We start from the raw sequence: 24,858 nt of genomic DNA, 5'->3' as shown, positions 1-24,858 counted from the left end.
CGAGCGCGACCGCAGCGCCGAGTTGCGCCACCGGCGCGACAAGGCGCTGCTGCTGCTCGGCTTCTGGCGCGGCTTCCGTGGCGACGAGTTGACCCGCCTGCGGGTCGAGCATGTCGCCATCGCGCCCGGGGAAGGCATGACCTGCTATTTCCCGCAGACGAAAGGCGACCGCCAATACCAGGGCAGCACCTTCAAGGCACCGGCGCTGTCGCGTCTGTGCCCGGTCGAAGCCTATGCCGCCTGGGTGGAAGCGGCGCGGCTGACGTCCGGACCGGTGTTTCGCGCGATCGATCGCTGGGGCCATGTCGGCGAGGCCGGGCTGCATACCGACAGCTTGGTGCCGCTGCTGCGCTCGGTCTTGGCACACGCCGGCATCGCCTCGGCTGAGCTGTATAGCGGGCATTCGCTGCGGCGCGGGTTCGCCAATTGGGCGACCTCCAACGGTTGGGACCTCAAAACCTTGATGGAATATGTCGGCTGGAAGGATGTCCACTCGGCCATGCGCTATGTCGAAGCGGCCGATCCGTTTGCCCGACGCCGGATCGAATCGGCGCTGCCGGGCGCGCTACCAGGCCCCAACCCCGCGTAATGGCAGCAGGCTTGGCATTCAGGCAGCGGCAGAATATGCTGGCGCCTTTGCGCGCGATCCGCGCAACGAGCCGTTGCGAACAAGAACGCATGTTGGGGAGTCCCTTGCATGGCAAGCATCGAACGAACCGCCTATCCGCGTTTTCCGCGTACGCTCACGCTCAAGGATCTGCAGACCTCGTTCACCCCGCGGCCGGAGGAAATCGAGTGGGCGCAAGGCTTCGCCCGCACCGCTGAGCGGCGCCTCGCGCTTCTGGTCAACCTGAAGTGCTTCCAGTTCCTGCGCCACTTTCCGGCGGTGGAGGCGGTTCCCCCGGAAGTCATCGAGCACGTGTCGGCCTGCCTGGGCATGGCGCCGGTCCAGCAGATCACCTATCCCGCCGCGCATACCGCGCGCTATCGGCATCACAAGGCGATCCGCACCTTGTTGGGCATCAAACCGTACACCGATGCCCAGACGCGCCTCGTCGCGATCCGACTCGCCGAGGAAGCCGCCGGCGTGGTGGACACACGCGTGGACATCATCAACATCACAATCGAGGAACTGGTTCGGCTGGGCTACGAGCTACCCGCCTTCGGTACGCTCGACGAGATCGCTGCGCAGGCGCATGCCGCGGCCGAAGCCGCGCTCCATCGCCACATCGCGCAGCGCCTGTCCGCCGACCAGCGCCAATGGCTCGATCAATTGTTGGAAACCGAGTTGCCGGCGCGGCACTCGCTCTATCAGCAGATCAAGCGATCCGCAAAAAAGGCGACGCGCAAACACCTCGACCTGGTGCTGGACCAGTTGGAGTGGCTCGAATCGCTGCCTGACAGCGACACGCTGCTCGACAGCGTTCCCGCCACCAAACTGAAACACTTGGCCAACATGGCATCCGCCCTCGACGCCGGCGACATGAAGGACTTGCGGCCCGCCAAGCGACATACGCTGATCCTGGCCTTGATGCGCCAGATGCGCATCGGGGCGCGCGACGACATCGCGGAGATGTTCATCCGCCGCATGGGGGCGATCCACAAGAGTGCCAAGGAAGAACTCAATCTCATCCAGGCGCGCCAGCGCGAATTGAGCGAAGAGCTGGTTGCCGCACTCGAGCTCGTCATCGGCATTCTGGCCGAAGGCCTGGACGATGCCCATACTGGACAGCGCGTGCGCGAGCTGCTGGCGCCGCATGGCGATCTGGACAAGCTGCAGGCCGATTGCGAAGCGATCCGCGTCTGGAGCGACGGCAATCACTTGCCTTTGCTGTGGAAGCCTTTCAAATCATGGCGTGCGGCGATGTTCCAGATGGCGAAGGGGTTGCGCTTTGTCGCGGCGACCGAAGACCGCCGACTGCTCAAGGCGTTGGACGTCGTGCTGCAGAACGAGCACCGCAAGACCGATTGGCTCGCCGACGAGGTGGACCTGTCGTTCGCGTCCGAGCGCTGGCGAAAGCTGGTGCGTCGCTCGCCTGGCCTGGGCAAGCCGACGAATCGGCGCTACCTGGAGGTGTGCGTGTTTTCCCATCTCGCCGGCGATTTGCGCTGCGGCGACGTTTGCATCGAAGGATCGGGTAACTTTGCCGACCTTCGCCAGCAATTGATGTCGTGGGAAGAATGTCAGGCGATGCTGCAGGATTATTGCGACCGGATCGGTCTTGCATCCGATGCGCAAGGTTTCGTCAACGACCTCAAGAAGCTGCTGACGGAGACGGCTGAACAGGTCGACAGTGAATTCCCACAGCATGCCGGCGACGTGACGATCAGCCCGAGCGGCGAGCCTACGCTCACGCGCGTCACGGCGCGCGAAGTCCCGCCGTCGGCCATTGCCTTGCAAGCCGCCATCGACAGCCGGCTCGTGCCGCGCAATCTGCTGGACATCCTCGCCAACATCGAGCACTGGACGGGGTTCACCCGCCACTTTGGCCCGCAGTCCGGCGACGATCCGAAACTGCGCAACGCGCGCGAACGCTATCTGCTTACCGTCTTTGCCATGGGTTGCAACCTCGGCCCCAACCAGGCGGCGCGGCACTTGTCGAACGGCGTGACGCCGCATCAGCTGTCGTACGTGAATCAGCGCCACATGGGCCTGGAGCAGTTGGACAATGCCTGCCGCGACCTGACCGAGCTGTATCTGCGCCTTGAGTTGCCGAAGCTGTGGGGCGAAGGCAAGAAGGTGGCCGCCGACGGCACTCAGTACGACTTCTACGAGCAGAACCTTCTGGTCGGCATGCATTTCCGCTACCGCCGCATGGGCGCCGTGGCCTACCGGCATGTGGCCGACAATTACATCGCGGTGTTCCGCCACTTCATCCCGCCAGGCGTGCTGGAGGCCATTTACGTCATCGAGGGCTTGCTGAAAGCCGGCTTGAGTGTCCAGGCCGACACCGTCTATTCGGATACGCACGGCCAATCCGAAGCCGTTTTTGCATTTACCTACCTGAACGGCATCCAGTTGATGCCGCGCATCCGCAATTGGAAGGATCTGCGCTTCTACAAGGCGGAGAAGGGCATCCGCTACAAGCACATCGACCGTCTGTTCAGCGATGTCATCGATTGGAAGCTGATCCGCAACCACTGGAAAGATCTGATGCAGGTGGCGATTTCGATCCAGACCGGCCGCGTCATGTCGCCAATGCTGCTGCGTAAGCTGAGCCACGAGGGCCGGCACAACCGGCTGTTTGCGGCGGCAAGAGAACTCGGTCGCGTGCTGCGCACGGTCTACCTGCTGCGCTGGATCTCGCAGAAGGACATGCGGCAGGAGGTGACGGCAACCACCAACAAGATCGAGTCGTATCACGCCTTCACCAAATGGCTCGATTTCGGCGGCGACGTCATTACCGAAAACGATCCGAACGAGCAGCAAAAGCGCGTGCGCTATATCGATCTGGTGGCCTCGGCCGTGATTCTGCAGAACACGGTCGACATGATGCGGATCATGCAAGACCTTCACGCCGCCGGCGAACCGGTTTCCGCGGCCGATGCCGCCTTCATGAGCCCGTATGGCACGACCGGGGTTAAGCGGTTCGGCAACTACCACCTCGATTTGAAGCGGCCGCCGGAGCCGTGGCTCAAGGAATCCTTGTTCCGCCAAGCCTTGAAACGCGCGCGCACGGACGCCGGCAATGAGCCGCGCAGCGACAACAAACCGGGAGCATCGATATGAGCGATTCCGAAGATACGGTCGAAACGGCCTACGGGCGCCTAGACCGGGCAGCGTTGCAGCAAGCGCAGGACACGTACGACACCACGCTCCTACTGCGCATGGTGGACGATCTCGATGCCATGCTGGCCGAAGCCCGCGCCGAGGATGGGCTGCGCGATATGGTGCTGCGTCTGCACGGGATGGCGCATACGGTCATCAACCGCGCCCGGATGACGGTCGCAACTGGCGAGGAAAGTTTGCCGGAATTGGCGTTCGACACACAGGCCGAAGTGCTGCGAATCGTCACGATGCTGCAAGACTGGCTCCGTCAGATCGAGCCGCTGGAGCAGCTGACGCCGCGCAATTGATCGCATAAAAGCCGCGTTCTTTATTACTTTTAGGCTTATGTGTCATTTCCGGCTTTATCCCGGCATGACCCCTTATGCAGTAGCTCGCGCACGAGCTCTGCTTCGGCAGGCGAAAAAACGCTCTTTCCCTTCATGCCAGCTCCGGTGGCACTATCCCCGCGACAAATCTTTGTACGCTAGATGTTCTCACGTACGTGGAACCGCGAGAGATCCATCGCCACGTCGAATATGCCTCCAGCCTTGTACGATCGCTCCAGTACTCTCAGGTCTTCAAGTTTTCCGAGGAGGTCGCCATCCTTCCCTGCGATCGGTGGTGCTACCGAAAAGCCGAATCTCCGCCAAAAATCCGTCACTTCGCTCCGTCTGTCCGAAATCAAACCGGTAACGCGTGTCTCGCCGCTCGACGCTGGCATCCTCCGTAAGGCTTGGATAGCAACATTTACTACCAAGGTGCCATATCCTTGGTTGTGCCTGGTTTGCGACCCAGGGCCGGTACCCGTTAAGTCCGCGATGCGCGGAGAATTCACGAGCGCGATATCGAGAAGGACGCGAGGACTGAGAACTTCCGAGAACTCAATCCAAACTTCAAGTTGCCGAAACGCATAACTACGCAGTTCATGAATCCTGCGCATTAGCATGTCCATGACGAAGACACGGTCGAACGTTGTCACGTAAGTGGCCGCAAGTGCCTCGTCGCTAAGGCACGCAGTCACTTGCGATGGCTCCACCATTTGCCGCAATGAGTAGGTCTATACGCGAGGCACGGATACGATAGTCGATCACTCGCGCATTTTTTCGATCTATCACGCGCTGCAGGTCTTCAGGCCCTAAGGATGGAACAAAGCCCGCGCGCGACGGTTGTCATATGTCATCGATGCCGCCGGGTGTGTGATAGACCCAGACCGCCTCAAACTCAGTGGACTCCAAGCCGGCGGCGATCGACGCGCCATGGGACCAGGAGACATCAACCCCTCGCGTCCCCGTATCCAGCATCGACACAATCCGAAGCAATTCGTCCGCCACAGCCGGCCACCTTCGCTTTGGAATCGGTTCGGCAAATGCCCCGGCAAAGGCCGCAGTGACCCGGAGGCCCGGCTTGATGCCGATTAGCGATGCCATTCCCTTCGCCAGTTTGCAGATCTGTGCTTCCGCAGCATCACTATGCGCGCTTCGCTGATGCATCTGCACAGTCAGTTCCACGCCGTAGCAGAGTGTGTCGGTGGTAACAACGATATCCGGATTTTCCCCTTCATGATCGACCTCGCCCTCCGGCCACAGATCCGGACGAATCTGTTGGGCCCAAGAGAAGACGCGCAGTTCCTGATTATTTTTTTGGTGTTGCGACATCGTCTATCCCTCGCACATGGTTGTGATGTCGGGCGCCTTGTACCGAGCTCAAAAGTACGCTGGCGCTATTCCCCGCGTCACCAAGGGGCAATGGCGGTGACACTCTCAATACGCACTACGTGTGGGTAATTCCCCGGACCAAAAGGAAGCCCGCACGCTGGCGGGATTTGCAAGCGACGCCGCGCTACAGCGTGATGCCGGTTTTCTCTTCGATCTGCTTTTTCATGTAGCCCTTGGCCAGATCGACCAGAAGCTGGACCGTAAAGCCACCAGCGGCCATCGCGCCCGATTTCGTCTTTGTCCAAACGGCATTGTCCCGTACCGAGTCGGCGAAATCGTGGCCGGCCCAGCTGAGGCGTTCGAATCCGTAGCCATCCATGGAGCCAGCGCCCGCGTCTTCGACCAGGCCGGCCTCATAGATCAGGCGCATGTGGTAGTCGACCTCGTCGACAGTGTAGTTGTCGAACTTCAACTCGTCGTCGTCCGGCCCAATGATGAAGATGTCACCGCGCTTCATCGGCAGGCTTTCAAGCCGCAGCACCAGCTCGCGTACCAGGTCCATATCCCGCTTCATGCAGATCTCCTAGAAAATAACCTCGATCGCACCTCGAATCACATACGCCTCGTCACCGTCCACCGCGCAGGCGCGCATGTCCGACCAGATGAACCGCTTGGCGAACTGGGCCAGCGCCAGCGGCCTGGCGGTCGGCCAGCTGCAGCTGTACCTTCAACGGTGTCGTCCATGGTCATGCCGCCCGGCGAAATAGTCGGTGGTGTTTGTCATGTTCGACGCTGGCGACCTTGAGCTGCAGCAGAAAGCTATGTTCGTCTTCCTCCTCGCGCAGCGGCGTGCTGCGATTGCGCATGCTGTAGGTGAACGTCACGGTGCTGGCGCCATCCTGGTGGCTGTAGCCAAAGTGCCGGTGGTATGGCGCGATAATCGGCGCGCTGGGTGTCATGAATCGATCGCCGGCGAGCACGGCCGCGCCGGGATCTTCCTCGGCGATGGCCGCCTCGATGGTGGCGCGCATGGTGTCGAACAGATATCGGGCGGTGGCGGTCGGTTCCCAGCGGGCACGGCTGACCGGAAAGCCGCGCTCCTGCAGGTAGCGATCCATTGCCACGCGCGCCAGCGGTGTCAGGATGACCCTGGCTGGCTTGCCGCCTTTGCCCACCAGATGCAGCCAGTGATCGTCCGCGGCATCGACCTCGATATTGCGCAACGTGGCACAGGATTCCGCTCCGTATTCGCAATGGCTGGTGGTCGCCGGCTGCCGCCCCTAGTTGTGCGCTGCGACTTCCTCCGCTGGGTCAAAGGCCAAAGAAAACGGTGCGAAGTTAACAGCGACCTTTCACGCATATTACATTTCCTTACCTCCGTGCAAATTATTCCGTACCCCGTAGCCGAGTACGGAGTGCTTATTTGATTAACATCAAAGGACTGTGCTTAGTTCAGTTTTATTCTGAACCAACCAAACTACGCCTGACTCACGTCAACCATGCTCCGCAACCGTCGCCGACTTCGCCGCTGGGCCATCCAGGTGCTCCTGGTGTGGCTCTTCGGCATCGTGACGGGAATAGCGCATGCATGCGCGGTCCGAATAGCCGATGACCATCGCGGATCAGCCCATCGCCATCACGGAGCGATGGTTGCCGATCACTCGTCGCATTCGCACGGCCACGCCGTGCTCCCCGGCGAAGATACAGCCGGGAAAGCGAACTGCCTTGATTTCTGCGAAAAGGCCTCGTTGAGTGCGCAGCCGCTGAAGTTCAGGCTGGACCCGAGTGCGGAGGCTTCGGCGATGGCTCATTCTTCGAGTGCATCGCCTGACCTGATCGACTGGCCCGCCCGCACGTTCGCGCGATCGGGCGGTGTGTTTTACCAGCACCGAGGACCTCCGCTGCGCATTGCGCTCCAGCGGCTGGCTCTCTAGCCGCTCGTAGCCTCACTACGTCTGCGCCCCACCGCACGGGGCTTGAAGCATCTTGCGCCCTTGGTCCATGCGGGCTGGGATGAGGGCCGACGATGCTGCGTTTGCATCTCCTCTCTCTTCGTGGAGTCGTTGTCATGAGTACGCGTTCTCGTTGCCTTTTCTCACTTGCCCTCGCCGTCCCCTTGTTCACCAATGCAGTGATGGCTCAGACCGATCAGCCCCCCGCGGCTGCGGCCACTGTTCCAGTCGCAGCCTCAGAGGCCCCCGTACTGACGAAATGCAGTTCGACGGCTAAGCGCCACGACCACGGTGCTGAGCGCAACGTTTCGGCGGCTAAGCCTGTTCCCTGCTTGCCGGACAGCGCCGCCTCCGGCACCAAGACGGCACCCACCTCCGTGCACGACCACGGGAAATTCCACAAGAACCAGTAAGTCCCATCCTCACCAAGGAGCATCACCATGAACCTGCCATCCGACCCACGACAGAGCGGACGAAGTGGCTCGAACTGGTCACGCATCAACCAGTGGCTGCTGTGGATCGGCCTTGCCGCCGCCGTTGCCTGGATGTTCTATCGCCACAACGCTCATCTTCTGCAGTTGTTGCCCTTCCTCTTCATCCTCGCTTGCCCGTTGATGCACATCTTCGGTCATGGTGGTCACGGGGGACACGGCGGTCACGTCGGGCACGGCAACGCACCTCGGGGCGACGAAGGCGACTCACCCGAGCGCCGTTCAGACGAAGGCCGGAACAGATCAGCATCGAGCGGCGTCCAGTCCGGACACCACCACTGAGACTCACTGAAGGAACACCATGGAATCCATCGAACTCAAGGTCGCAGGCATGACCTGCGCTTCCTGCGCGAACTCGGTCAGCAAGGCGCTCAAGCGCGTACCTGGCGTGGAAGACGTGCATGTTGATCTCGCTCGCGGCACTGCGACTGTCACTGGCGACCAGGCGGCGCAGAACACGCCCGCGCTGATCGCTGCGTTGTCCGCCGCCGGCTACGAGGCAGTCGCCTCTTCGGCGCCGGCCAGCGCGTCCGGGCAGGCGTCCTGCCATGCCCCGGCTGGCGCCCGCCCGAAGGGACACGGCGGCGGCTGCTGCTGCCGCTGATTCTCAGCCATGAACACGACGACAGACTCGCAGCGAATCGCTGCACCAGTTGCGTTGTTCGCAGCTTACTGGAGCGACATGCTGTGGCGCGCCGTAGCGACCGGCGAGGCGCTGAGACAGCGGGCGAACAACATGACCGAACACGAAGCGGCGGGAATGCCTCCGCTGCTTCATTTCGAGTCAGAGCAGGTGGCCGACGGGCACGACATGCAACCGGCGAGTAACTACCGGCTCCTCCGCGTCACGCGCTGTGGCACCGACGCCTTGGAGAAGCATGTGCGCAAGGGATCGTTGCCGGTGCTCGTGGTCGACCCGCGCGCCGGCCACGGACCAGGCATCGGCGGATTCAAGCGTGATTCCGAAGTCGGCATGGCCCTGCTCGAAGGCCATCCCGTGTACTTCGTCGTGTTCGATCCCGAACCTGTCGAGGGACAGACGATGGGGGCGGTCGTGCAGACGCTGGCCGCGTTCATCGACATCGTGGCCAAGCGCCACGGAGGCAAGGCCCCGATCGTCTACGGCAACTGTCAAGGCGGTTGGGCGATCACGTTGGCGCTGTCGCATTGCGAGCACCGTGCAGCGCTGGCGGTGCTGAACGGATCGCCGTTGTCATACTGGGCCGGCGAGAGGGGCGTCAATCCGATGCGACTGCTTGGAGGGTTTACGGGCGGCATATGGCCGGCGCACTGGGTTTCGGACCTCGGCGCCGGGCGCTTCGACGGCGCCTGGCTGGTCCAGAACTTCGAGGCGCTGCGGCCCGAGGGTGTATTCAAAAAGTACGACACGCTGTTCGCGCAGCCGGAGGCCGAGAGCGATCGCTTCCTGGAGTTCGAGCGCTGGTGGAACGGCTTCTACCAGTTGGCGCGTGAGGAGATGCTGTCGATTGCCGGCGATCTGTTCGTCGGCAACCATCTGGAGGGTGGCGAGATCGTTGTCGACGATCACTGCCGAGCTGACTTGAGCCGCGTTGGCGCGCCGCTGATGCTTTTCTGCTCGAACGGCGACAACATCACGCCGCCGCACCAGGCGCTTGGCTGGCTCAAGGCTGTGTATCCGACAACTGCAGACCTCGTGGCCGCGGGCCAGCGCGTCGTCTACCTGCTGCACCAGCACGTGGGCCACCTCGGGATCTTCGTCTCCACCGGGGTGGCGCGACGGGAACACCGTGCCATCCTGCACCACGCTGAATCGATCCAGGCACTCGAACCCGGACTTTACGAGATGATTCTGGATGATAGCGCTTTCGCCGAGGTTGCCGCCGGTGCCCGCTTTGAGCCGCGGCGGCTGGAAGACCTGCCCTTCGATGCCAACCCAGCCGGATTCGACAAGGTCAAGGCGATTTCGGAAGCCACCGAACGCCTCTATGCGCAATGGGTGTCACCCTGGGTCCGTCTCGCGGTTACGCCCGAATCGGCCCGCGAACTGCGGGCGCTGCACCCCATGCGCGTCAGCCGCAAGGTCTGGTCCGAGCAGGTGACGCCTGCTCTCGCACTGCTGCCTTGGATGCAGCGATGGCTTGAGCAATGCGGTGCACAGGACCCCCATCGGCATGTCAATCCTTGGTACCAGTTGGAGCGTACCGGTGCAGACGCGGTTGAACAAGCGATGGAGTCGTGGCGCAAGAGCCGTGATCTGTGGGCTGAGCTTGTGTTCGAGCAGACCTATGCAAGCTGAACGACCGTCCTAGGAGATGTAATGAATGCCTCCCTTCCTACGGGGACAACAAGCCCTGGAGCGCGAGATGAATAGCGTGCCCATGTGGGAGGTTGGCTTGTCCGCAAGACAAGGTGGCCCCCCCCTAATGGAATACGGCATCAATGTGCCCAGGGCGTGATAGACCGGGGTCTTCACAAACACCATCGGGCGTCCGAGATTTGTCCACGGTCGATCCGTCGATACCTCGATAGGGATGACGGCTCCGGAAGGTCTTGTGATGGGCACGCGCGGTGGCGACCTCGACCCCAGCGTTCCAGGCTTTGTCGCGCACACCCTGGGCTTGCCATTGTCGAAGGAACGGCAACAGCCGTTCCTCGCAAGCCTGGGCGGAGCAAATCCCGCCAGGCGCGTGACGAACGTTCGACCAGTTTCTACACCATCGAGACCTCACAAGGCGACCAACTCATGCAGAACAACGAAGAACGTCAGGCGTACATTGTTGGCGCGGGCATCGGGTCGCTGAGCGCCGCCGTGCTGCTCATCCGCGATGGCGGCTTTCGAGGCTGCAACATCCGCATCATCGAGGAACTGCATCTCACGGGCGGCGCTCTTGACGGATCGGGCGACCCAGTGAAGGGGTACGTTTCCCGTGGCGGACGGATGCTGACGGAGGAGACCTATGTATGTCTCTGGAACGTGCTGGACGGCGTGCCGACACTGCAAGACCCCGGCACATCCGTCAAGCAACAGGTCTGGGCGTTCAACGACGAATGGCGATCGAACGCGAAGGCACGTTTGATTGATCGCGAACGGCGCATCCTTGACGCCAGCGACCTGGGCTTCAGTCTGCAGGATCGGCTGGAGTTGATGCGATTGGTCGCTACGCCAGAGCGCCTGTTGCACACGGCGCGCATCGAAGATTGCTTCTCGCCTCACTTCTTCGAAACGAACTTCTGGGCGATGTGGCGCACCACTTTTGCGTTCCAGAACTGGCACAGCGCGGTCGAGCTCAAGCGCTACCTGCTTCGCTTCCTACAAGAGTTTCCGCGCATTCACACCCTGGCGGGTGTACGACGCACTCCGCTCAATCAGTACGACGCCGTCGTGCGTCCGATGGAGCAGTGGCTTCGCGAGCGCGGTGTGGTCTTCGAGCTGAACACCAAGGTGGTCGATGCCGACTTTGTTGAGCAGGGAGCGGAGCGTCGTGTCGAGGCATTGCACGCGATGCGGCATGGCGAGCCTGTCACCTATCGACTCGGCGCTGCCGACCTGGCGTTGATCACGATCGGGTCGATGACGGCTGATGCAACCTATGGCGACGATGACCACGCGCCCTCTCTAGTTCGAGACAAGCGCGATGGTGCGTGGACGTTGTGGGAGTCCATGGCCCGCAAGACACGCGGTCTCGGCCGCCCCAACGCCTTCTGCGGCAACGTCGATGAGACCAAGTGGGAGTCGTTCACGCTGACGATGCGCAGCCCCGCGCTCGTGCATCGCATCGAGGAGTTCACCGGCAACGCGCCGGGCACCGGCGGATTGATGACTTTCAAGGACTCCCGTTGGCTGATGTCCATCGTCGTGCCACATCAACCGCACTTCGCCGGCCAACCCGAGGACGTCTATACCCTCTGGGGCTACGGACTGTTCATCGACAACAAGGGCGACTATATCGACAAGAGCATGGCGCAGGCCACAGGCCGCGAGATTCTGCGCGAGCTGATGCACCACCTGCGTTTCGATGACATCCGAGAGGAGGTGCTCCGAACCACCACGACCATCCCCGTCATGATGCCGTACATCACCAGCGAGTTCGAGCGCCGCGAGGCATCGGATCGTCCCTTGGTGATCCCCGGTGGGGCAACCAACTTCGCACTCCTCGGGCAGTACGTCGAGATTCCGGAGGATGTGGTTTTCACCGTCGAATACTCGGTGCGCGGCGCGATGCACGCGGTCTATGGGTTGCTCGGACTGAACAACGAGATTCCTCCGATCTACCGCGGCATATCCGATCCGGTAGCAGCGTTGGCCGGCCTCAGGACGTTGGCGGGTTGAGGTCGGAGATAAGGTCGTCGATCGGAAACGCGGCATGAACCACAGCCCCGAAAGTGCTGACAGGCCATGGCGTCCCAGAGGCGTCGCCGTCTGCGGCCAACGTCTCGGCGACCGTGTTGGCGGCAAAGGCGCGTGCCGATGACGTTCGTGCCGACCACCGCTTCTTCTGGCGCCAGCGATCTCAAGACTGAGGATGCTGCGAGCGGCGCTGCCGTGGAAGAGGTGATCGCCCTGGTCCGATCATGGACCCGCGTGTGTCCGACGCCGGTTGGGTGGGACACGGAGCGCGTCGTCGATCACCATGGCCTGGATCGCATCCCCGGGTATCGGACGACACCGAACGTTGCGGCGATCGTCGCGGCAGGGGAGCTGCCCCACTTACCTTGGCATGTCGACGCCAGCGCCACTCATCTGGTGGCATCGGCCAGCGCGCAGCGCCTCGCGGCATTGATGGACGATCTGCGAAGCACGCCACTGATCGCCATCGGCGACGAGCAGCCAGCGCCCTTCACATCGCAGCTTCCGCTGCATACGAGCGACCGAGGCGCCAACTGATGAACCACTCCACAACACCTCAGCCATCCCCATCACCAGACACGCATGCCGCTGTGCTGCGGATTCTGCGCCGGTTGCTGGCTGGCATCGAGCGTCAGCCGGCGTTGCGCCTGGGCGATGTGCTCCTGCACGAGTTCGAGTCGCATCCGGAGTACACGCTGGTCATCCGCGACCCGGGCCTGCTGCGACGCCTCGTGCTGCGACCGGATCCGCTGCTGTTGGCGGAGGCCTACTTCCGCGGCACTATCGACATCGAAGGGGACCTGTACAGCGCGCTCGGGCTCAAGACCCACTTCGAGCAGTTTTCGCTCTCCTGGCGCGACAAGCTGGCCCTGCTGCGCGACGCTCTGATGCTGCGCGTGTCGGAACAGGAGGGGTTGAAGCCTTCGCGCGGCCTGGCTTCGCGGGTCGCCCGACGCTTCTCCCACCGCCATTCTCGCCAGACCGATCGGGCAGCGATTTCGTTCCACTACGATGTCTCCAACGCGTTCTATGGCCTCTGGCTCGATGCCGAGAGGGTCTACTCCTGCGCCTACTTCGAGAGCCCGGACGACACGCTGGACCAAGCACAGCGCAACAAGCTGGAGCACATCTGCCGCAAGCTTCGTCTGCGGCCCGGCGAACGTCTGCTCGACATCGGCTGCGGCTGGGGCGCGCTCGTGTGCTGGGCGGCACGAGAGCACGGCGTCCGAGCCCACGGCATCACCCTCAGCCAGCAGCAGCTCGAATACGCGCGTGAGCGCATCCGATCAGAAGGCTTGCAAGACCTTGTCACGGTTGAACTGTGCGACTACCGGGACCTCGATGGCACGGCCGTCTATGACAAGGTGTCCAGCGTCGGCATGTTCGAGCACGTGGGCCTCGCCAATCTGCCGGCCTATTACGCAGCGGTGCAGCGGGTCTTGCGGCCGGGCGGGCTCTTCCTCAACCATGGGATCACGCATGATGAAGAGGGCTGGAACAGAACTGTCTCGACCGAGTTCATCAACCGGTATGTATTCCCTGACGGCGAATTGGACTGCGTCAGCAACATCCAGCTCGGAATGGAGCGTGCCAGCTTCGAAATTCATGACGTCGAAGGCCTGCGGCCCCACTACGCGCTGACGTTGCGGCATTGGGTTCAGCGACTCGAAGCGAGCCGAGAGGATGCCTTGCGAGAGGTCGATGAGGTGACCTTCCGCATCTGGCGTCTGTACATGGCGGCTTGTGCACTAGAGTTCGAGGCGGGCGGCACAGGCATCTACCAGATCGTCGCATCCAAACGAGACGGCGGAAGCTGGCCCGTGCCCTTGACGCGCCGCGATCTCTACAGGAGGACCAACCATGAACGCCAGTGACGGTGCCGCGGGTGCGCGAGAGATGAGCCGGCCCGCTGGCCGGTGTATTGGCAGTCGTGCGCACTGCCCCCAAACTGGTCGCGCAGTTGGACGCCGCCAAGGTGCGCTATGGCAGTGTGCGCGAAAGCAAATGGCTAGGTGCCCTGCTCCGGCGCAGGTGTCCTTTGGCACATGGTGGCTGCTTATGGAAGTGGTCGAATTCCTCAAGAACCCGGACCGCTACAAGCGCTTGGGCGGCAAGATTCCCAAGGGGGTGCTAATAGTCGGCGGGCCGGACCGAACTGCTCGACGGGCGGGACGTGCTGCTGGGCGGGCGTGTAGCCGAGCAGCTGGTGTTCGAGGATGTCTCAACCGGCGCAGGGAACAACCTGCAGCTCGCCACTGACCTGAGACTTCACATGGTGACGCACTACGGCATGAGCGAGGCGTTCGAGCTGGCAACCTACGAGGCACGCCTCGCCCCGCTGTACCTCAACGGTCCGACGCTGCCCGAGCCTTGCACCTTCAGCGAACGCACAGCGGATGCCATCGGCGGCGAGGTGCGCCGTCTACTCGAGGAATCGCGTGAGCGCGTGACGCAAACGTTGAGAACGCACCGCGAAACGCTTGAGTCGTTGGCCACGCTGCTGCTGGAGAAGGAGGTGGTCGACCGAGCGATGCTGGATGGTTTGCTGGCGTCGGCCCCACCTGCAGGTCAGCTTCGCGTGGCCGCGGTGGCGCTGCCGCCGCAGGACGGTGCGCCGTGAGCCGCCGACAAGTTCATCGGGATGCCCGCCGACCCAGCGCCGTGGCGCCTCTGCGTCCGCAGGCGCCGCGCACCTCCATGTGGCTGGTCATGGCATGCGGCGTCTGGCTCGTCGGACTGGGCGCCTACTTCGTGTTTCTGCGGCCCGCGCTGCTGCCCGAGGACCCGCGCTTCATCGGTGTGACGTTGGAGCGGCTGCGCGAAGTGGCACCCGGTCTGGAGGCATGGCTACGGGTCGTGTTCACGGTGATGGGCGGCTTCATGGCCGGCGCGGGCGTGCTGACCGTCCACCTGGCGCGCACTGCCGTGCGCGACCGGCAAAGTGGTACTGGCTGGGCCGTCGCTCTCGCAGGGTTTGCGACGGTCGGGCTGATGAGTGCGATGAACTTCGTCCTCCAGTCGGACTTCCGCTGGGTGCTGTTGCTGCCTGCTCTGCTGTGGGCCGTTGCCGTGGTGCTGTACGCGAGGCAGGCCTGAGGCGCCCAGCGCCATGCCATTCGTTTCTGCGTTGGCGATCCGAGACGCCGGCGTTCCCAACCCCATCGACGCTCGTCATTCCGAGCCGGTTTCAAGGACCTTCAACATGAATCACAACCTTCCCTGGGTCGCCGAGCGCGTTCGACTGTTTCGCGAGTCCGATCCCAAGTTCGCGCGCTGGGCGCGCGGGCATGGCCCCATCGCCCACAACGACCTCACGCAACTGCGAGTCCACGATCTCGCACAGATGCTGGTGGCCGAAGGCAAGGCAAGCGACACAGCCGCGGTCTACCGCACGCTGTGGGCTGCAGACCGCCTGGCTGTGGCCAGTATGTGGCTCACGGTTCACATGACCTATGCCGATCGAGTCTATCCCGACGGTCGGGACATGGCGGCCGAGGACTTCAAGGAGACGCCTGAAGGCCACACCGGCGGTTCACTGAACATCGTGCCAGCCTATGTCGGCTACCTTGCCGCGAACGCACTGAGCGGTCTGACACGCGGCTGGCTGATGGGCCAAGGCCATTGCGTCGCGGGCGTCGATGCCTGCAACCTGCTGGTGGGCAACATGACGCCGCGCCACGCCGAGCGGTACGACCGCAGCGAGAACGGCCTTACACGCTTCGCTCGGGACTTCTACAGTTACGCGATCGACGCACAGGGGCATCCTGCCTCGCCGCTGGGCAGCCACGTCGGCCCGAACACTGCAGGCGGCATGTCCGAGGGGGGCTATCTCGGCTTTGCCGAACTGCAGTACGTGCACATGCCCTTGCCCGGCGAGCGGCTGGTGGTATTCCTCAGCGACGGCGCATTCGAGGAGCAGCGCGGCAGCGACTGGGCGCCGCGCTGGTGGCGTGCAGAGGACAGCGGATTCGTGGCTCCGTTCATGATCCTCAATGGTCGCCGCATCGAACAGCGCAGCACCATGCAGCAGCAGGGCGGCCGAGAATGGTTCCACCAGCATCTGCGGCTGAATGGCTTTGACCCGATGGAGATCGACGGTACCGACCCCGCCGCATTTGCCTGGGCCGTCCACGCGATGGAGGAACGGCTGGCGGCCTGCGCGAAGGGGGTTTCGCATGGTACCTTCCAGTACCCGGTACCGCTTCACTACACCATCGCCGAAGCGCCCAAAGGATTCGGCTTCCCCGGTGCCGGAACCAACGCCGCGCACAACCTGCCGCTGGCGGGCAATCCCCGTGTCGACCTCACTGCCCGGCAACAGTTCAACGAGGGCGCGCGCGCTTTGTTCGTGCCGCCGGTCGAACTCGACGAAGCGGTGGGCCTGCTCTGCCGGCATGAGGTGCAGCGTCGTCCCCTTGAGCGGGACCATCCCCTAGCACATCGCCAGGTCGCAGCGCCGAGGCTCCCGGAGCCGCAATGGCACGCCGCGGACCACGGCAATGTCTCGCCGATGGATGCGCTCGACGGAACCTTCGCGGCCATCATCCAGGCCAATCCCCAACTGCGTCCGCGGGTCGGCAATCCGGACGAGCTACGCAGCAACCGCATGGGCCAGACCTTGGACCTGCTCAAGCACCGCGTCTTCACGCCCGAACCGGGATTGGCTGAAGCCGTCGATGGCGCCGTGATCACGGCCCTCAACGAAGAGGCGGTGGTTAGCGCGGCGCTGGGCAACAAGGGCGGTATCAACCTCGTTGTTTCTTACGAGGCATTTGCCGTCAAGATGCTGGGCGCGCTGCGACAGGAAATCCTGTTCGCTCGCCACCAGGCGGAGGCCGGCATGCCTCCAGGCTGGCTGTCGGTGGTGACGGTGGCGACATCCCACACCTGGGAGAACGGCAAGAACGAGCAGTCCCATCAGGATCCGACACTGGCCGAAGCGATGTTGGGCGAGATGTCCGACACCGCACGTGTGTTGTTCCCGGTCGATGCAAACAGTGCCATCGCGGCGCTGCGAGCTGCCTACGCTTCGCATGGCCAGTTCTGGACACTGGTCGTTCCCAAACGGCCCGTCGCCAGCCAACTGAGCGGCGAGCAGGCCCAGCGTCTGGCCGATGAGGGTGCATGCGTGGTGAAGCCCTGCGACGCACCCGATGTGTTGCTAGTCGCCATTGGTGCGTACCAGCTACAGCAGGCGCTGCTTGCGGCGCGGCGCCTGGACAATGCCGGGCATCGGACGGCAGTCACCTGCGTCATCGAGCCGGGCCGCTTCCGGCTACCACGCGACGAGCGCGAGCGGGCTTTCGTGGCGGGCGACGCGGCATTGCGCTCGCTGTTCCCGGACACCGCTGCGATGCGCGTCATCGTCTCGCACATGCGGCCGGAGCCGACGCTGGGCCTGTTGCGCCGCATCGATACCGGGCCTCGGCAGACCCGCGCACTGGGCTATCAGGCGCGCGGTGGGACGCTTGACGTTGCCGGCATGCTGTTCGCGAACCGCTGCACATGGGCGCACGTCGCGGCCGAGGCCGCGCAGGCGCTTGGCGTGGATCCGGCGCGCGTATTGACCGCCGAGGAGTTGGCCACCGTGGGGGGGCATGGCGATCCGCGCGTGGTGATGATCCCGGCCTGAATCGCCCTGTTCGGCCCAAAGGGTCTTCTCGATGCGCGAAAGCGGCCTTCGCCTCAATGTCCAGCACCGCAACGCGTTATCGAACGATATGGGGGCGCTGGCCGGACTGATATTCAACATCGGCTCGGGCCGGTACGCGGAGCCGCCGCGCGGTGATGATGCGGCGGCCGTCCAGGGCTGGGAGGCCGATCTCGAAAAGGTGCGCGAGGAATCGACGGCCGCCCACAAGCGCTGGGCAGCGGAACGCGAGAGCGACGCGACCCACACGGAAATCCAGGGATGGCTGCGCGACCTGGGTAAGTCGCTCGGCGACGGTGTCTGGATTGCGTCCAACGATCAGGGGCGCAGTTATCGGGGAGGACGCCTCGGCGACGGCTGCCTGATACAGCTTCCCGCGTAGGCCCGGTCCGGTCTGGACTCTGTTCGCCTGATCGACGTCATTCGGGTGGAGGCCGACGGCTCGAAGATCGCCGCTGCCTTCGAGGTCAAGCACTCGACCTCGATCTATTCCGGCATCGTGCGCATGCTCGACCTGGCCTTGTGGACGGAGCTGGGAGCGGGTGTATTGATGTTCCTGGTGGCGCCGGACGCGCGCCGCGAGGATGTCCTCAGCCAGTTGCGTCGGCCAGCATTTGCGCGGGTGGCGGAGCTGGGAACCCGCTACCTCCCCTGCACCGAGCTTGGCGCGCATCGCGATGCAATCGGAAGGTTCGGCTCGGGCCTGAAACCGTTGAACGAGATCTCGCATCTGCTGTGATGGGCGATCGTCGAGGCACGATCGGCACCAGCGGTTGCGCGTACCGTCCACGCGTCGATCGAGCCTAGTCGCAATCGCGGATGAAGTCGTGCCGTAAGCCGAGCGCGGCGTCGGTTCGGACGATCGACGCTGACGGATCGGACTCGACGCCGCTTAGCGCGCGGATCGCGTCGATGGTTTCGGGAATCACGATCGCCTGGTTGAAGACCTGGTAGGTGTAGTAGGCCTGGTCTCCATCGACTGCAAGGCCGTCCTCCCACAGGGCGACTTCCCACATGTCGCCGCGAGGGCGGCCAAGATCAGCCATCAGTTCCACCGTGCTGTTGAGTGCCACGAGGCCATCCGAGGAACGCACGAACGCGATCCGTGGCGCTGCGCGAAAGGCGGCCAGCACCTCGTCGCGCGTTGCCGGCCTCGTCAGTTCGACCCACCAGGTGTGCAGGTGGCTGCTGTTGTGCGCAGCCTTGACCGCGATCGTCACCACATCCAGGTCCGGGATCACGGTGCGCGCGTCCGGTCCCTGGTGGCTGGGGATCGTCTTCTCAGGCACAAGCGTGTTGATGATGCCCTCGGAATGCGCCTCCCAGGGGTCGGATGCCCGCCGGATCAACGTCCCGCGCGCACGCTTTAGCAGGCCGGCCATCCTCAGCGCACCCAGCGTGCGCACGATCGAGGTGGTGTTGCACGAGACCACGCGGGTGGAAGTTCGGCCGATGGCCGACGCATAGTTCGCCTGAGCAACGAACGAGTGCGCCGTCAGCGCATGGGACTCGCCGCCATGGAAGACGGACTTCACGCTCGCGGCGTCGTACAGCGCCTTGTTGACCGCAGCGACTTTCTTGGGCGTGCAGTCGACCACGACGTCGGCCTTCGCGAGCAGCTCGGCCAGATTGCCCGCCACCGGGATGCCGGCAGAGCGCATCGCTTCTTCGGCGTCGGGGGTTGCAGCGTGAATCGCGAAGCCGCGCCGCGCGGCGACCTGCAGGCGATAGTCATGCACTACGTCGGCGATGCCGGCAAGCGCCATGTCCTCCTGCAGAGCGACCGCGTCTGCCACCCGCTTGCCGATGACGCCGTAACCGTTCACCGCCACTCGGACTTTGTTCATTCCCTGCTCCTGTCATGAAGGGACGCGTCAGCCGCAGCTGCGCGCAATGGAAAACGTGAACCGGATCGCCAGCGCATAGCCCAGCAGCGCGAGCACCGGCATGTCGCCCCAGCGCGGGCCTACGCCGTGCTGCATCAGCAAGCTCGACGCGATGTATAGGCCCAGTGTCACAAGCGCAAGCGCGATGCGGCGGCCGAGGCGGTCGAGGCCGCTCAGCATCTTGGCGTCGGGCTTGATCGACAGTTGCAGCAGCTCGCGCTGTCGCAAGACACTGTGCAAGCGCCGCGCCAGCAGCGTGGGCAGGACGCTGGCCGCGCTCCCCAGCTCGTAGGGCAGACGCTGCGACGCAGCAGATTTGCGCTCATCGAAGATGCCGGTCGCGGTGTGGCGCGAGATCGCCTCGATGATGGAGAAGTCCGGTGCCAGCAGGCGCACCGTCCCTTCGAGCAGCAGCAGGGTGCGGGTGAGCACCAGCAGATCTCTGGGAAGTCGGACATCCTGGGTTCGGCCGGCCGCCACGAGCTGCGAGAGCGCATCGGAGAGCGACCAGTCCTTCAGCGGACGCTCGGCGCAGTCCGCGACCAGGGTGCGCACAACGGGCACGAACACGGCCCGATCCGTGCCCTCGCCGACCAGACCCAGATCCAGCCAGGCGTCGACCACCCAGTCGGCATCCTGCTCGACGAAGGCCAGCGCGAAAGCCACCAGCGCGCGCCGCATGCTGCGGGTGACGCGGCCCACGATGCCGAAATCGTGGAGACAGATGCGGCCGTCGTCCATCACGAAGACGTTGCCGGGGTGTGGATCGCCGTGGAAGAAGCCATCGCGGAAGACCTGCGCGACGTAGCTGTCCACGAGCTTGCCCGCAGCGGCCACGGCCATGGCGGTAGGCAGGCCGTGCAGGTCGGCTCCGTGGCTGAACTGCTGGACCATGACGGTCGACGTGCACAGCCCGTTCACCACGTCGGGGATCACGATGTCGGGAGAGCCCCGCCACGCGTCAGCGAACCGTCGCACGGAACCCGCCTCCCGGGACAAGTCCATTTCGTAGCGAAAGTTGGCCGCTACCTCATCCACGATGGCCGCCAGACCCCAGCGCCGCAGCGAGGGAACGAACCACTGTATGACCAGAACAAGCCGGCGCAGGATTCGCATGTCGGTCTCGGCTTGCTCGGCTGCTCCAGGACGGCGGATCTTCACCACGACCTCCGTCCCGTCGAGCAGCGCTGCGCGATGGATCTGTGCGATCGACGCTGCGGCCAGCGCCTCCATGTCAAAGTGCGCGAAGACCTGCTGCCAGGGGCGGCCCAGCGCCGACTCAACCTCCTGGACGGCCTGTTCCGAAGGAAACGGCGCCACATGCGCCTGCAGGCTGGCCAGGGCCTGCTGCGCATCGGATGGCAGAATGTCCGCCCGCAGGCTGAGGTGCTGGCCCAGCTTCACGAAGGTCGTCCCCAATCGCTGCAGCACTTCGGCGAAGCGGTCGGCCGCCCGGTGCGTGTCACAGCGCATGAGTCCCCGATGCCAGGCCACCCACAGCAGGAAGCCGGTCAGCGCCAGCGCGATCTGCACCACCCGGCGCAGGGCCGAGCGTTGCAGTGGACGGCCCGGCGGGCTGGCGGCAGGAAAGGGGTGGTCAGGGCGCATGACGGTCAGTCCACCCGGTTGCGCGGCTGGCCGGAATGCCAGGCTGCAATGTTCGCAACGGTCTCGTCGAGGATGCGCGTGATCGCCTCCCTGGTGTTGAAACCGATGTGGGGCGTCAAGAGCACGTGCGGATGGGCTAGCAGTGGGCCGGATGCCGTCCAGCCGGTATCGCAACCGAGCCCGCCGCAGCCCGTGGGCACTTCGGGAGACAGCGCACCTTCCTGCTCCAGCACGTCCAGTCCGGCAGCCACGACGATGCCCTCGTCCAGCGCGCGCAGCAATGCAGCCTCGTCGATGAGCGCTCCCCGTGCCGTGTTGATCAGCACCACGCCCGGCTTCATGCGCGCGAAGGCCTGAGCGTCGAGCAGGTGGTGGGTACCCTCGGTGGCCGGAACATGGAGGCTCAGGATGTCGCTGCTTTGCAGAAGCTGCTCCCATGTCACGAGCAAGACGCCGTCGGGGTGCTCTGCCGACGCGGCGAAGGCGGGGTCGTAGGCGAGAACGTCCATGCCGAACCCAAGGGCGATGCGCGCCGCGTGGCGCCCGATACGGCCCAGGCCGACGATGCCCAGCGTCTTGCCTTCCAGCTCGAAGCCGGTGAGCCCGCGGTAGGCGAACGAGCCCTGGCGCGCCCGCTCGTGTGCCTGCGTCAGGTGGCGGGTCACGCCGAGCAGCAGGGCAAAGACATGTTCGGCGACACTGGCAGACCCGTAGTCTGGCACGTGGCAGACGGCAATGCCGCGTCGGCGGCATGCGTCCAGGTCGATGTGGTCGATCCCCGCGGAGCGCGTCGCGACGAGGCGCAAGCGCGGCAGCAGGCGGAGCAGCGATTCGTCCACCCGCGTGCGCACGAACACGCACAGGACCTCGATAGCCTCATGCTCGGTGTCGGAGCCCGCAAGGTGTTCGCTCTCGACGAAGTGCGCGCGCCAGCGGGTCGGCAGCCGTTGCTGCAGCGCTGCCTGGTCCGCTGGCGCGATGTCGGAGAACAGGACAGCGAGACGGTGGTCCTCGGTCATGGCGCATCCTTGCAAGGACAGGATGCCGAAGACAGTGACGAAGCGCCGTGCCTCAGCAACCTGCGTAAATCCTGCTCGCCTGAGAACCGATGGCAAGTGACCGGCGACCGCGTCACGGGTGGTCTCGAAGCCTTCGAGCAATTGAGCCGCGAAGAACGCGGTGTGGCTGATTGGTCCGCGCGAGCGACCCCAGTGCGCGACGTACAGTTGGCCGCCGACGCGCGGCACGCGATCTGCCGCGCCGTCGTCGGTTTGTCCGCGGGCGCCAAGTGATGGAAGAAGAGGCTCGACAGAACCCTATCGAACGAACCATCGCGGTAAGGCAGGTCCGTCGATGAGCCTTGGTCGAACCAGAGCGGTGCCGTCGCCCCCGCCGCCTTCCGGCGGGCGAGCGCCAGGATGGCGGGATCGGCATCCAACCCCGTGACACGGGCCTGCGGGCACGCGGAGGACGCAAGCAGGACGAGCGTTCCCGTTCCGCAACCGATGTCCAGTACGTCGTGGCCAGGCTGGATCGCCACCTGCGCCACGAGGGCCGGCTTGAACGCTTGCTCGCGCGTGCTCAGCGCCACCACCCCATCATACAGGGGGGGGAGCACGTGGTAGGCGAGTGCGGGCTTGAAGCCGGCCGAACGATCCGTCATGGCACGGCGAGCCTCGCTTGAGGTTCACGGACCTGCCACAGCACGATGATGCTGAGGACGGCTGCGAAGAAGCACCACACCGAGATGAACCAGGTCGCATAGAAGACGTAGGCTGCAACCGCAGAAACGAAGGCGGCAATCCCGAAAGCCGCCACGCGCCGGTGGCTGGAGACCATCAGACTTGCGCAGGTGCCGATCAGGTACAAGGCCATCGTGGTCAGAACGTAGAAGTGTGGGGAGTCGTAGAAGATGTGCTGACCGACCACTCGTGCGGTGATGGGGAGTCGCGCCAGCATCACTAAAAGGTACACCCCGGCCAGGGCGCCCGCGAGTGCAATGCCCGCGAGGACCCGGCGGCGCCACGGTACGGTCTCCAGCGCCAGAGCCGCCAGCGGCACATAGATCGGCCACAGGACGTGCGAGAAGAACGAGTAGAGATGCGTCAGCCCCACATTCAGCAGAGGCGCGCGGTCGGGGAACGTCAGCCACAGCATGCCTTCGAGCAGCTGCTGAATCCCGAAGAGCAGCGGGATGGCGGCGTAAGGCAGCTCGCGCCGCGCGCGGGCCCGGCGCACGGTGACGGTCCCTATACCCAGCAGTCCCGCGGCAGCCGTGAAACTGGCTAGTGCAGAAAAGCACATCGCTGTCATCTCCTCTCGAATGTGGGTGCCAGGGCGTTCATGGCTGCGGCCGGCCTGTCGGGTCCTAGTAAAGATGTTCCCGGTGCGGCTCGACGCTTTGAACCCGGACCGAGCGCTTGGGTGCCGCTCATGTCGCACTGGCCTCGACCAAGTCCTGGACCGCGGCAGCCAGCGGTGCCACCACGCTGATGCCGTTGGAGGCATGGGGAACGGTGTCGCAGGTCAGCACCCGCTGAGGGCCTGCTGCGAGGAGCGCCTCATAGGCGTCGGCGGCAAAGAGCGCATGCACACCGATGCACACCGGGGGCGGCAATCCGACGCGGCGCACGCTGGCGATGGCCTGGATCATCGTGCGTGCGCTGGACACGATGTCGTCGATGAGCACGGGCTGGCGACCGGCCAGGGCCGAAGTGCTGGGCAGGCTGACCTCCACGTCCTTGTCGCCCCGGCGAATCTTCTGCAGCACGGTGAACGGTGCACCGGCCCCCCGTGCGACTTCCTGGACCCATTGTTCGCTTTCCGCGTCGGGGCCGATCAGCACCGGCTTGTCCACGTTCGCCGCGACCCAGGCGGCGATGGCGGGCGCGGACTGCACGACGCGCGTGGGCACCCGGTAGATCTCGCCAAGCGAGTGGTAGCGGTGCAGATGGGGGTCGACGGTGACGACGCCATCGAACACCGTCGACACCAGCGCGGCAAACGTGCGAGACGTGATGGCTTCGCCCGTGTTGAAGCGCCGGTCCTGGCGCAGGTACGCCAGGTAGGGTGCCGCCAACAGTACACGCGTGGCACCGAGGTCGCGCGCGGCGTCCGCCGCGAACAGCAGGGGCAGTGCCTTGACGTCGGGCTGTGCCAGGCTGGCCACGATCACGACGGTGCGGCCCGTCACGTCGGCGTCCAGCCGCACCAGCGACTCGCCGTCCGGAAACCGGTGCAGCTGCAGCGCGGCCCGTTCCGCGCGCAACGCTCGGACCAGGCCTTCAGCGAAGGCTTCGTCACCTGGCAGGTGAAAAACGAGTGGTTTCATGTGTTTTCCGAAATCTGGAAGATCGCTGGGCGCGACCGGACAAACTCCAGTGCATAGGCCAGTTCGCCCGGCGCCTGGGCATGCAGCGTGAACAGCGGCTGTCCGGCTTCGACGCGATCGCCCAGACGCGCGTGCACATCGATGCCGGCGGCCGGGGCGGTCGGCGCACCGGCAAGCTTGGCCGCA

Annotated in this window: 24 protein-coding genes and 2 pseudogenes; 15 read left to right on the top strand and 11 right to left on the bottom strand. The window is 64.3% G+C overall.

The features are described 5' to 3' along the window. The 3 genes from D769_RS18770 to tnpC form a co-directional block, all read left to right on the top strand. Positions 1-589: site-specific integrase (locus tag D769_RS18770; RefSeq protein WP_008648226.1), on the top strand; the 589-nt coding region annotated here is incomplete at its 5' end. A 108-nt stretch (positions 590-697) separates the two neighbouring features. Beyond that, on the top strand, positions 698-3,730 hold the full coding sequence (locus D769_RS18765) for a Tn3 family transposase (protein ID WP_008648225.1): 3,033 nt from the start codon (positions 698-700) through the stop codon (positions 3,728-3,730). Then, entirely contained in the window at positions 3,727-4,077 is a 351-nt protein-coding gene (gene tnpC, locus D769_RS18760) for a Tn3 family transposase post-transcriptional regulator TnpC (RefSeq protein ID WP_008648224.1), read from the top strand. Before D769_RS18765 ends, tnpC begins: the two co-directional genes overlap by 4 nt. 176 nt (positions 4,078-4,253) lie before the next feature. On the opposite strand, the gene D769_RS18755 is transcribed toward tnpC, so the two are convergent. The 4 genes from D769_RS18755 to D769_RS32940 all read right to left on the bottom strand — a co-directional run bounded on the left by D769_RS18755 (position 4,254) and on the right by D769_RS32940 (position 6,647). Next, positions 4,254-4,748 carry a hypothetical protein gene (locus tag D769_RS18755; protein WP_152415025.1) on the bottom strand — a complete coding sequence of 165 codons (495 nt, stop codon included), beginning with the start codon at positions 4,746-4,748 and terminating at the stop codon, positions 4,254-4,256. A 190-nt stretch (positions 4,749-4,938) separates the two neighbouring features. Next, positions 4,939-5,424, bottom strand: coding sequence for a hypothetical protein (locus D769_RS18750; RefSeq protein ID WP_008648221.1), 486 nt, complete (start codon positions 5,422-5,424; stop codon positions 4,939-4,941). A gap of 184 nt (positions 5,425-5,608) precedes the next feature. Further along, positions 5,609-5,998: a DUF2513 domain-containing protein gene (locus D769_RS18745; protein ID WP_008648220.1), complete on the bottom strand. Its 390-nt coding sequence runs from the start codon at positions 5,996-5,998 to the stop codon at positions 5,609-5,611. Between the two features lie 172 nt (positions 5,999-6,170). Next, complete coding sequence (locus tag D769_RS32940) at positions 6,171-6,647, bottom strand: hypothetical protein (protein WP_008648219.1); 477 nt, start codon at positions 6,645-6,647, stop codon at positions 6,171-6,173. A 1,307-nt stretch (positions 6,648-7,954) separates the two neighbouring features. Here D769_RS32940 and D769_RS32750 point away from each other — a divergent pair. The 12 genes and pseudogenes from D769_RS32750 (at position 7,955) to D769_RS32740 (ending at position 18,586) form a co-directional block, all read left to right on the top strand. After that, entirely contained in the window at positions 7,955-8,149 is a 195-nt protein-coding gene (locus D769_RS32750) for a DUF2933 domain-containing protein (RefSeq protein ID WP_234707105.1), read from the top strand. Between the two features lie 19 nt (positions 8,150-8,168). Next, positions 8,169-8,471, top strand: coding sequence for a heavy metal-associated domain-containing protein (locus D769_RS18725; RefSeq protein WP_008648212.1), 303 nt, complete (start codon positions 8,169-8,171; stop codon positions 8,469-8,471). 9 nt (positions 8,472-8,480) lie between these two features. Further along, positions 8,481-10,145 (top strand): DUF3141 domain-containing protein, encoded by a 1,665-nt coding sequence (locus D769_RS18720; protein WP_029309005.1) that lies wholly within the window; start codon positions 8,481-8,483, stop codon positions 10,143-10,145. A 208-nt stretch (positions 10,146-10,353) separates the two neighbouring features. Next, positions 10,354-10,476 (top strand): annotated as a pseudogene (locus tag D769_RS31260) (acetate/propionate family kinase); the annotation flags it as partial. A 116-nt stretch (positions 10,477-10,592) separates the two neighbouring features. Beyond that, positions 10,593-12,179: an oleate hydratase gene (locus tag D769_RS18715; RefSeq protein ID WP_008648208.1), complete on the top strand. Its 1,587-nt coding sequence runs from the start codon at positions 10,593-10,595 to the stop codon at positions 12,177-12,179. A gap of 138 nt (positions 12,180-12,317) precedes the next feature. After that, positions 12,318-12,734 carry a hypothetical protein gene (locus D769_RS18710; RefSeq protein WP_008648206.1) on the top strand — a complete coding sequence of 139 codons (417 nt, stop codon included), beginning with the start codon at positions 12,318-12,320 and terminating at the stop codon, positions 12,732-12,734. Beyond that, a complete protein-coding gene (locus D769_RS18705) occupies positions 12,734-14,071 on the top strand; it encodes a cyclopropane-fatty-acyl-phospholipid synthase family protein (protein ID WP_029309006.1) in 1,338 nt (445 codons plus the stop codon). Before D769_RS18710 ends, D769_RS18705 begins: the two co-directional genes overlap by 1 nt. 299 nt (positions 14,072-14,370) lie before the next feature. Further along, the gene (locus tag D769_RS18700) at positions 14,371-14,817 is read left to right on the top strand and encodes an FtsH-2 peptidase (protein ID WP_008648203.1); all 447 of its coding nucleotides are present in this window, start codon (positions 14,371-14,373) and stop codon (positions 14,815-14,817) included. Further along, positions 14,814-15,293: a hypothetical protein gene (locus tag D769_RS18695; RefSeq protein ID WP_231582257.1), complete on the top strand. Its 480-nt coding sequence runs from the start codon at positions 14,814-14,816 to the stop codon at positions 15,291-15,293. Before D769_RS18700 ends, D769_RS18695 begins: the two co-directional genes overlap by 4 nt. Positions 15,294-15,399: 106 nt before the next feature. Beyond that, positions 15,400-17,829: a D-xylulose 5-phosphate/D-fructose 6-phosphate phosphoketolase gene (locus tag D769_RS18690; RefSeq protein ID WP_008648199.1), complete on the top strand. Its 2,430-nt coding sequence runs from the start codon at positions 15,400-15,402 to the stop codon at positions 17,827-17,829. A gap of 31 nt (positions 17,830-17,860) precedes the next feature. Further along, positions 17,861-18,229 carry a hypothetical protein gene (locus D769_RS32745; protein ID WP_231582258.1) on the top strand — a complete coding sequence of 123 codons (369 nt, stop codon included), beginning with the start codon at positions 17,861-17,863 and terminating at the stop codon, positions 18,227-18,229. Positions 18,230-18,274: 45 nt separating this feature from the next. Then, positions 18,275-18,586, top strand: coding sequence for a hypothetical protein (locus D769_RS32740; protein WP_231582259.1), 312 nt, complete (start codon positions 18,275-18,277; stop codon positions 18,584-18,586). Between the two features lie 64 nt (positions 18,587-18,650). Here D769_RS32740 and D769_RS18680 read toward each other — a convergent pair whose 3' ends face one another. From D769_RS18680 to D769_RS18650, 7 genes and pseudogenes are all read right to left on the bottom strand, one after another. Continuing rightward, positions 18,651-19,694, bottom strand: a complete 1,044-nt coding sequence (locus tag D769_RS18680) for a type II glyceraldehyde-3-phosphate dehydrogenase (RefSeq protein ID WP_008648192.1) — start codon at positions 19,692-19,694, stop codon at positions 18,651-18,653. Positions 19,695-19,721: 27 nt separating this feature from the next. Then, entirely contained in the window at positions 19,722-21,254 is a 1,533-nt protein-coding gene (locus D769_RS18675) for a 2-octaprenylphenol hydroxylase (protein ID WP_029309009.1), read from the bottom strand. Between the two features lie 92 nt (positions 21,255-21,346). Continuing rightward, the gene (locus tag D769_RS18670) at positions 21,347-22,360 is read right to left on the bottom strand and encodes a hydroxyacid dehydrogenase (RefSeq protein ID WP_008648179.1); all 1,014 of its coding nucleotides are present in this window, start codon (positions 22,358-22,360) and stop codon (positions 21,347-21,349) included. Next, positions 22,357-23,004, bottom strand: coding sequence for a methyltransferase domain-containing protein (locus tag D769_RS18665; RefSeq protein WP_008648177.1), 648 nt, complete (start codon positions 23,002-23,004; stop codon positions 22,357-22,359). The genes D769_RS18670 and D769_RS18665 overlap by 4 nt, the downstream gene beginning before the upstream one ends. Continuing rightward, positions 23,001-23,645 (bottom strand): DUF6629 family protein, encoded by a 645-nt coding sequence (locus tag D769_RS18660; RefSeq protein WP_008648170.1) that lies wholly within the window; start codon positions 23,643-23,645, stop codon positions 23,001-23,003. The genes D769_RS18665 and D769_RS18660 overlap by 4 nt, the downstream gene beginning before the upstream one ends. A 127-nt stretch (positions 23,646-23,772) precedes the next feature. Continuing rightward, positions 23,773-24,672: a ribose-phosphate pyrophosphokinase gene (locus tag D769_RS18655; protein ID WP_008648167.1), complete on the bottom strand. Its 900-nt coding sequence runs from the start codon at positions 24,670-24,672 to the stop codon at positions 23,773-23,775. Continuing rightward, positions 24,669-24,858: pseudogene (locus D769_RS18650) on the bottom strand (thymidine phosphorylase); the annotation flags it as partial. The pseudogene D769_RS18650 and the gene D769_RS18655, both read right to left, overlap by 4 nt.

Source organism: Cupriavidus sp. HMR-1 (assembly GCF_000319775.1).
Taxonomy (GTDB): Bacteria; Pseudomonadota; Gammaproteobacteria; order Burkholderiales; family Burkholderiaceae; genus Cupriavidus; species Cupriavidus metallidurans.
The sequence above is the reverse complement of the archived record's forward strand: the minus strand, read 5'-3'. Positions and strand labels throughout refer to the sequence as shown.

Bases quoted from the DNA above. Each gene is read 5' to 3' on its own strand.
- D769_RS18765 (WP_008648225.1), top strand. From the start codon at position 698: ATGGCAAGCATCGAACGAACCGCCTATCCGCGTTTTCCGCGTACGCTC.
- tnpC (WP_008648224.1), top strand. From the start codon at position 3,727: ATGAGCGATTCCGAAGATACGGTCGAAACGGCCTACGGGCGCCTAGAC.
- D769_RS18750 (WP_008648221.1), bottom strand. From the start codon at position 5,424: ATGTCGCAACACCAAAAAAATAATCAGGAACTGCGCGTCTTCTCTTGG.
- D769_RS18745 (WP_008648220.1), bottom strand. From the start codon at position 5,998: ATGAAGCGGGATATGGACCTGGTACGCGAGCTGGTGCTGCGGCTTGAA.
- D769_RS18725 (WP_008648212.1), top strand. From the start codon at position 8,169: ATGGAATCCATCGAACTCAAGGTCGCAGGCATGACCTGCGCTTCCTGC.
- D769_RS18720 (WP_029309005.1), top strand. From the start codon at position 8,481: ATGAACACGACGACAGACTCGCAGCGAATCGCTGCACCAGTTGCGTTG.
- D769_RS18715 (WP_008648208.1), top strand. From the start codon at position 10,593: ATGCAGAACAACGAAGAACGTCAGGCGTACATTGTTGGCGCGGGCATC.
- D769_RS18710 (WP_008648206.1), top strand. From the start codon at position 12,318: ATGACGTTCGTGCCGACCACCGCTTCTTCTGGCGCCAGCGATCTCAAG.
- D769_RS18705 (WP_029309006.1), top strand. From the start codon at position 12,734: ATGAACCACTCCACAACACCTCAGCCATCCCCATCACCAGACACGCAT.
- D769_RS18690 (WP_008648199.1), top strand. From the start codon at position 15,400: ATGAATCACAACCTTCCCTGGGTCGCCGAGCGCGTTCGACTGTTTCGC.
- D769_RS32745 (WP_231582258.1), top strand. From the start codon at position 17,861: ATGCGCGAAAGCGGCCTTCGCCTCAATGTCCAGCACCGCAACGCGTTA.
- D769_RS18680 (WP_008648192.1), bottom strand. From the start codon at position 19,694: ATGAACAAAGTCCGAGTGGCGGTGAACGGTTACGGCGTCATCGGCAAG.
- D769_RS18670 (WP_008648179.1), bottom strand. From the start codon at position 22,360: ATGACCGAGGACCACCGTCTCGCTGTCCTGTTCTCCGACATCGCGCCA.
- D769_RS18665 (WP_008648177.1), bottom strand. From the start codon at position 23,004: ATGACGGATCGTTCGGCCGGCTTCAAGCCCGCACTCGCCTACCACGTG.
- D769_RS18660 (WP_008648170.1), bottom strand. From the start codon at position 23,645: ATGTGCTTTTCTGCACTAGCCAGTTTCACGGCTGCCGCGGGACTGCTG.
- D769_RS18655 (WP_008648167.1), bottom strand. From the start codon at position 24,672: ATGAAACCACTCGTTTTTCACCTGCCAGGTGACGAAGCCTTCGCTGAA.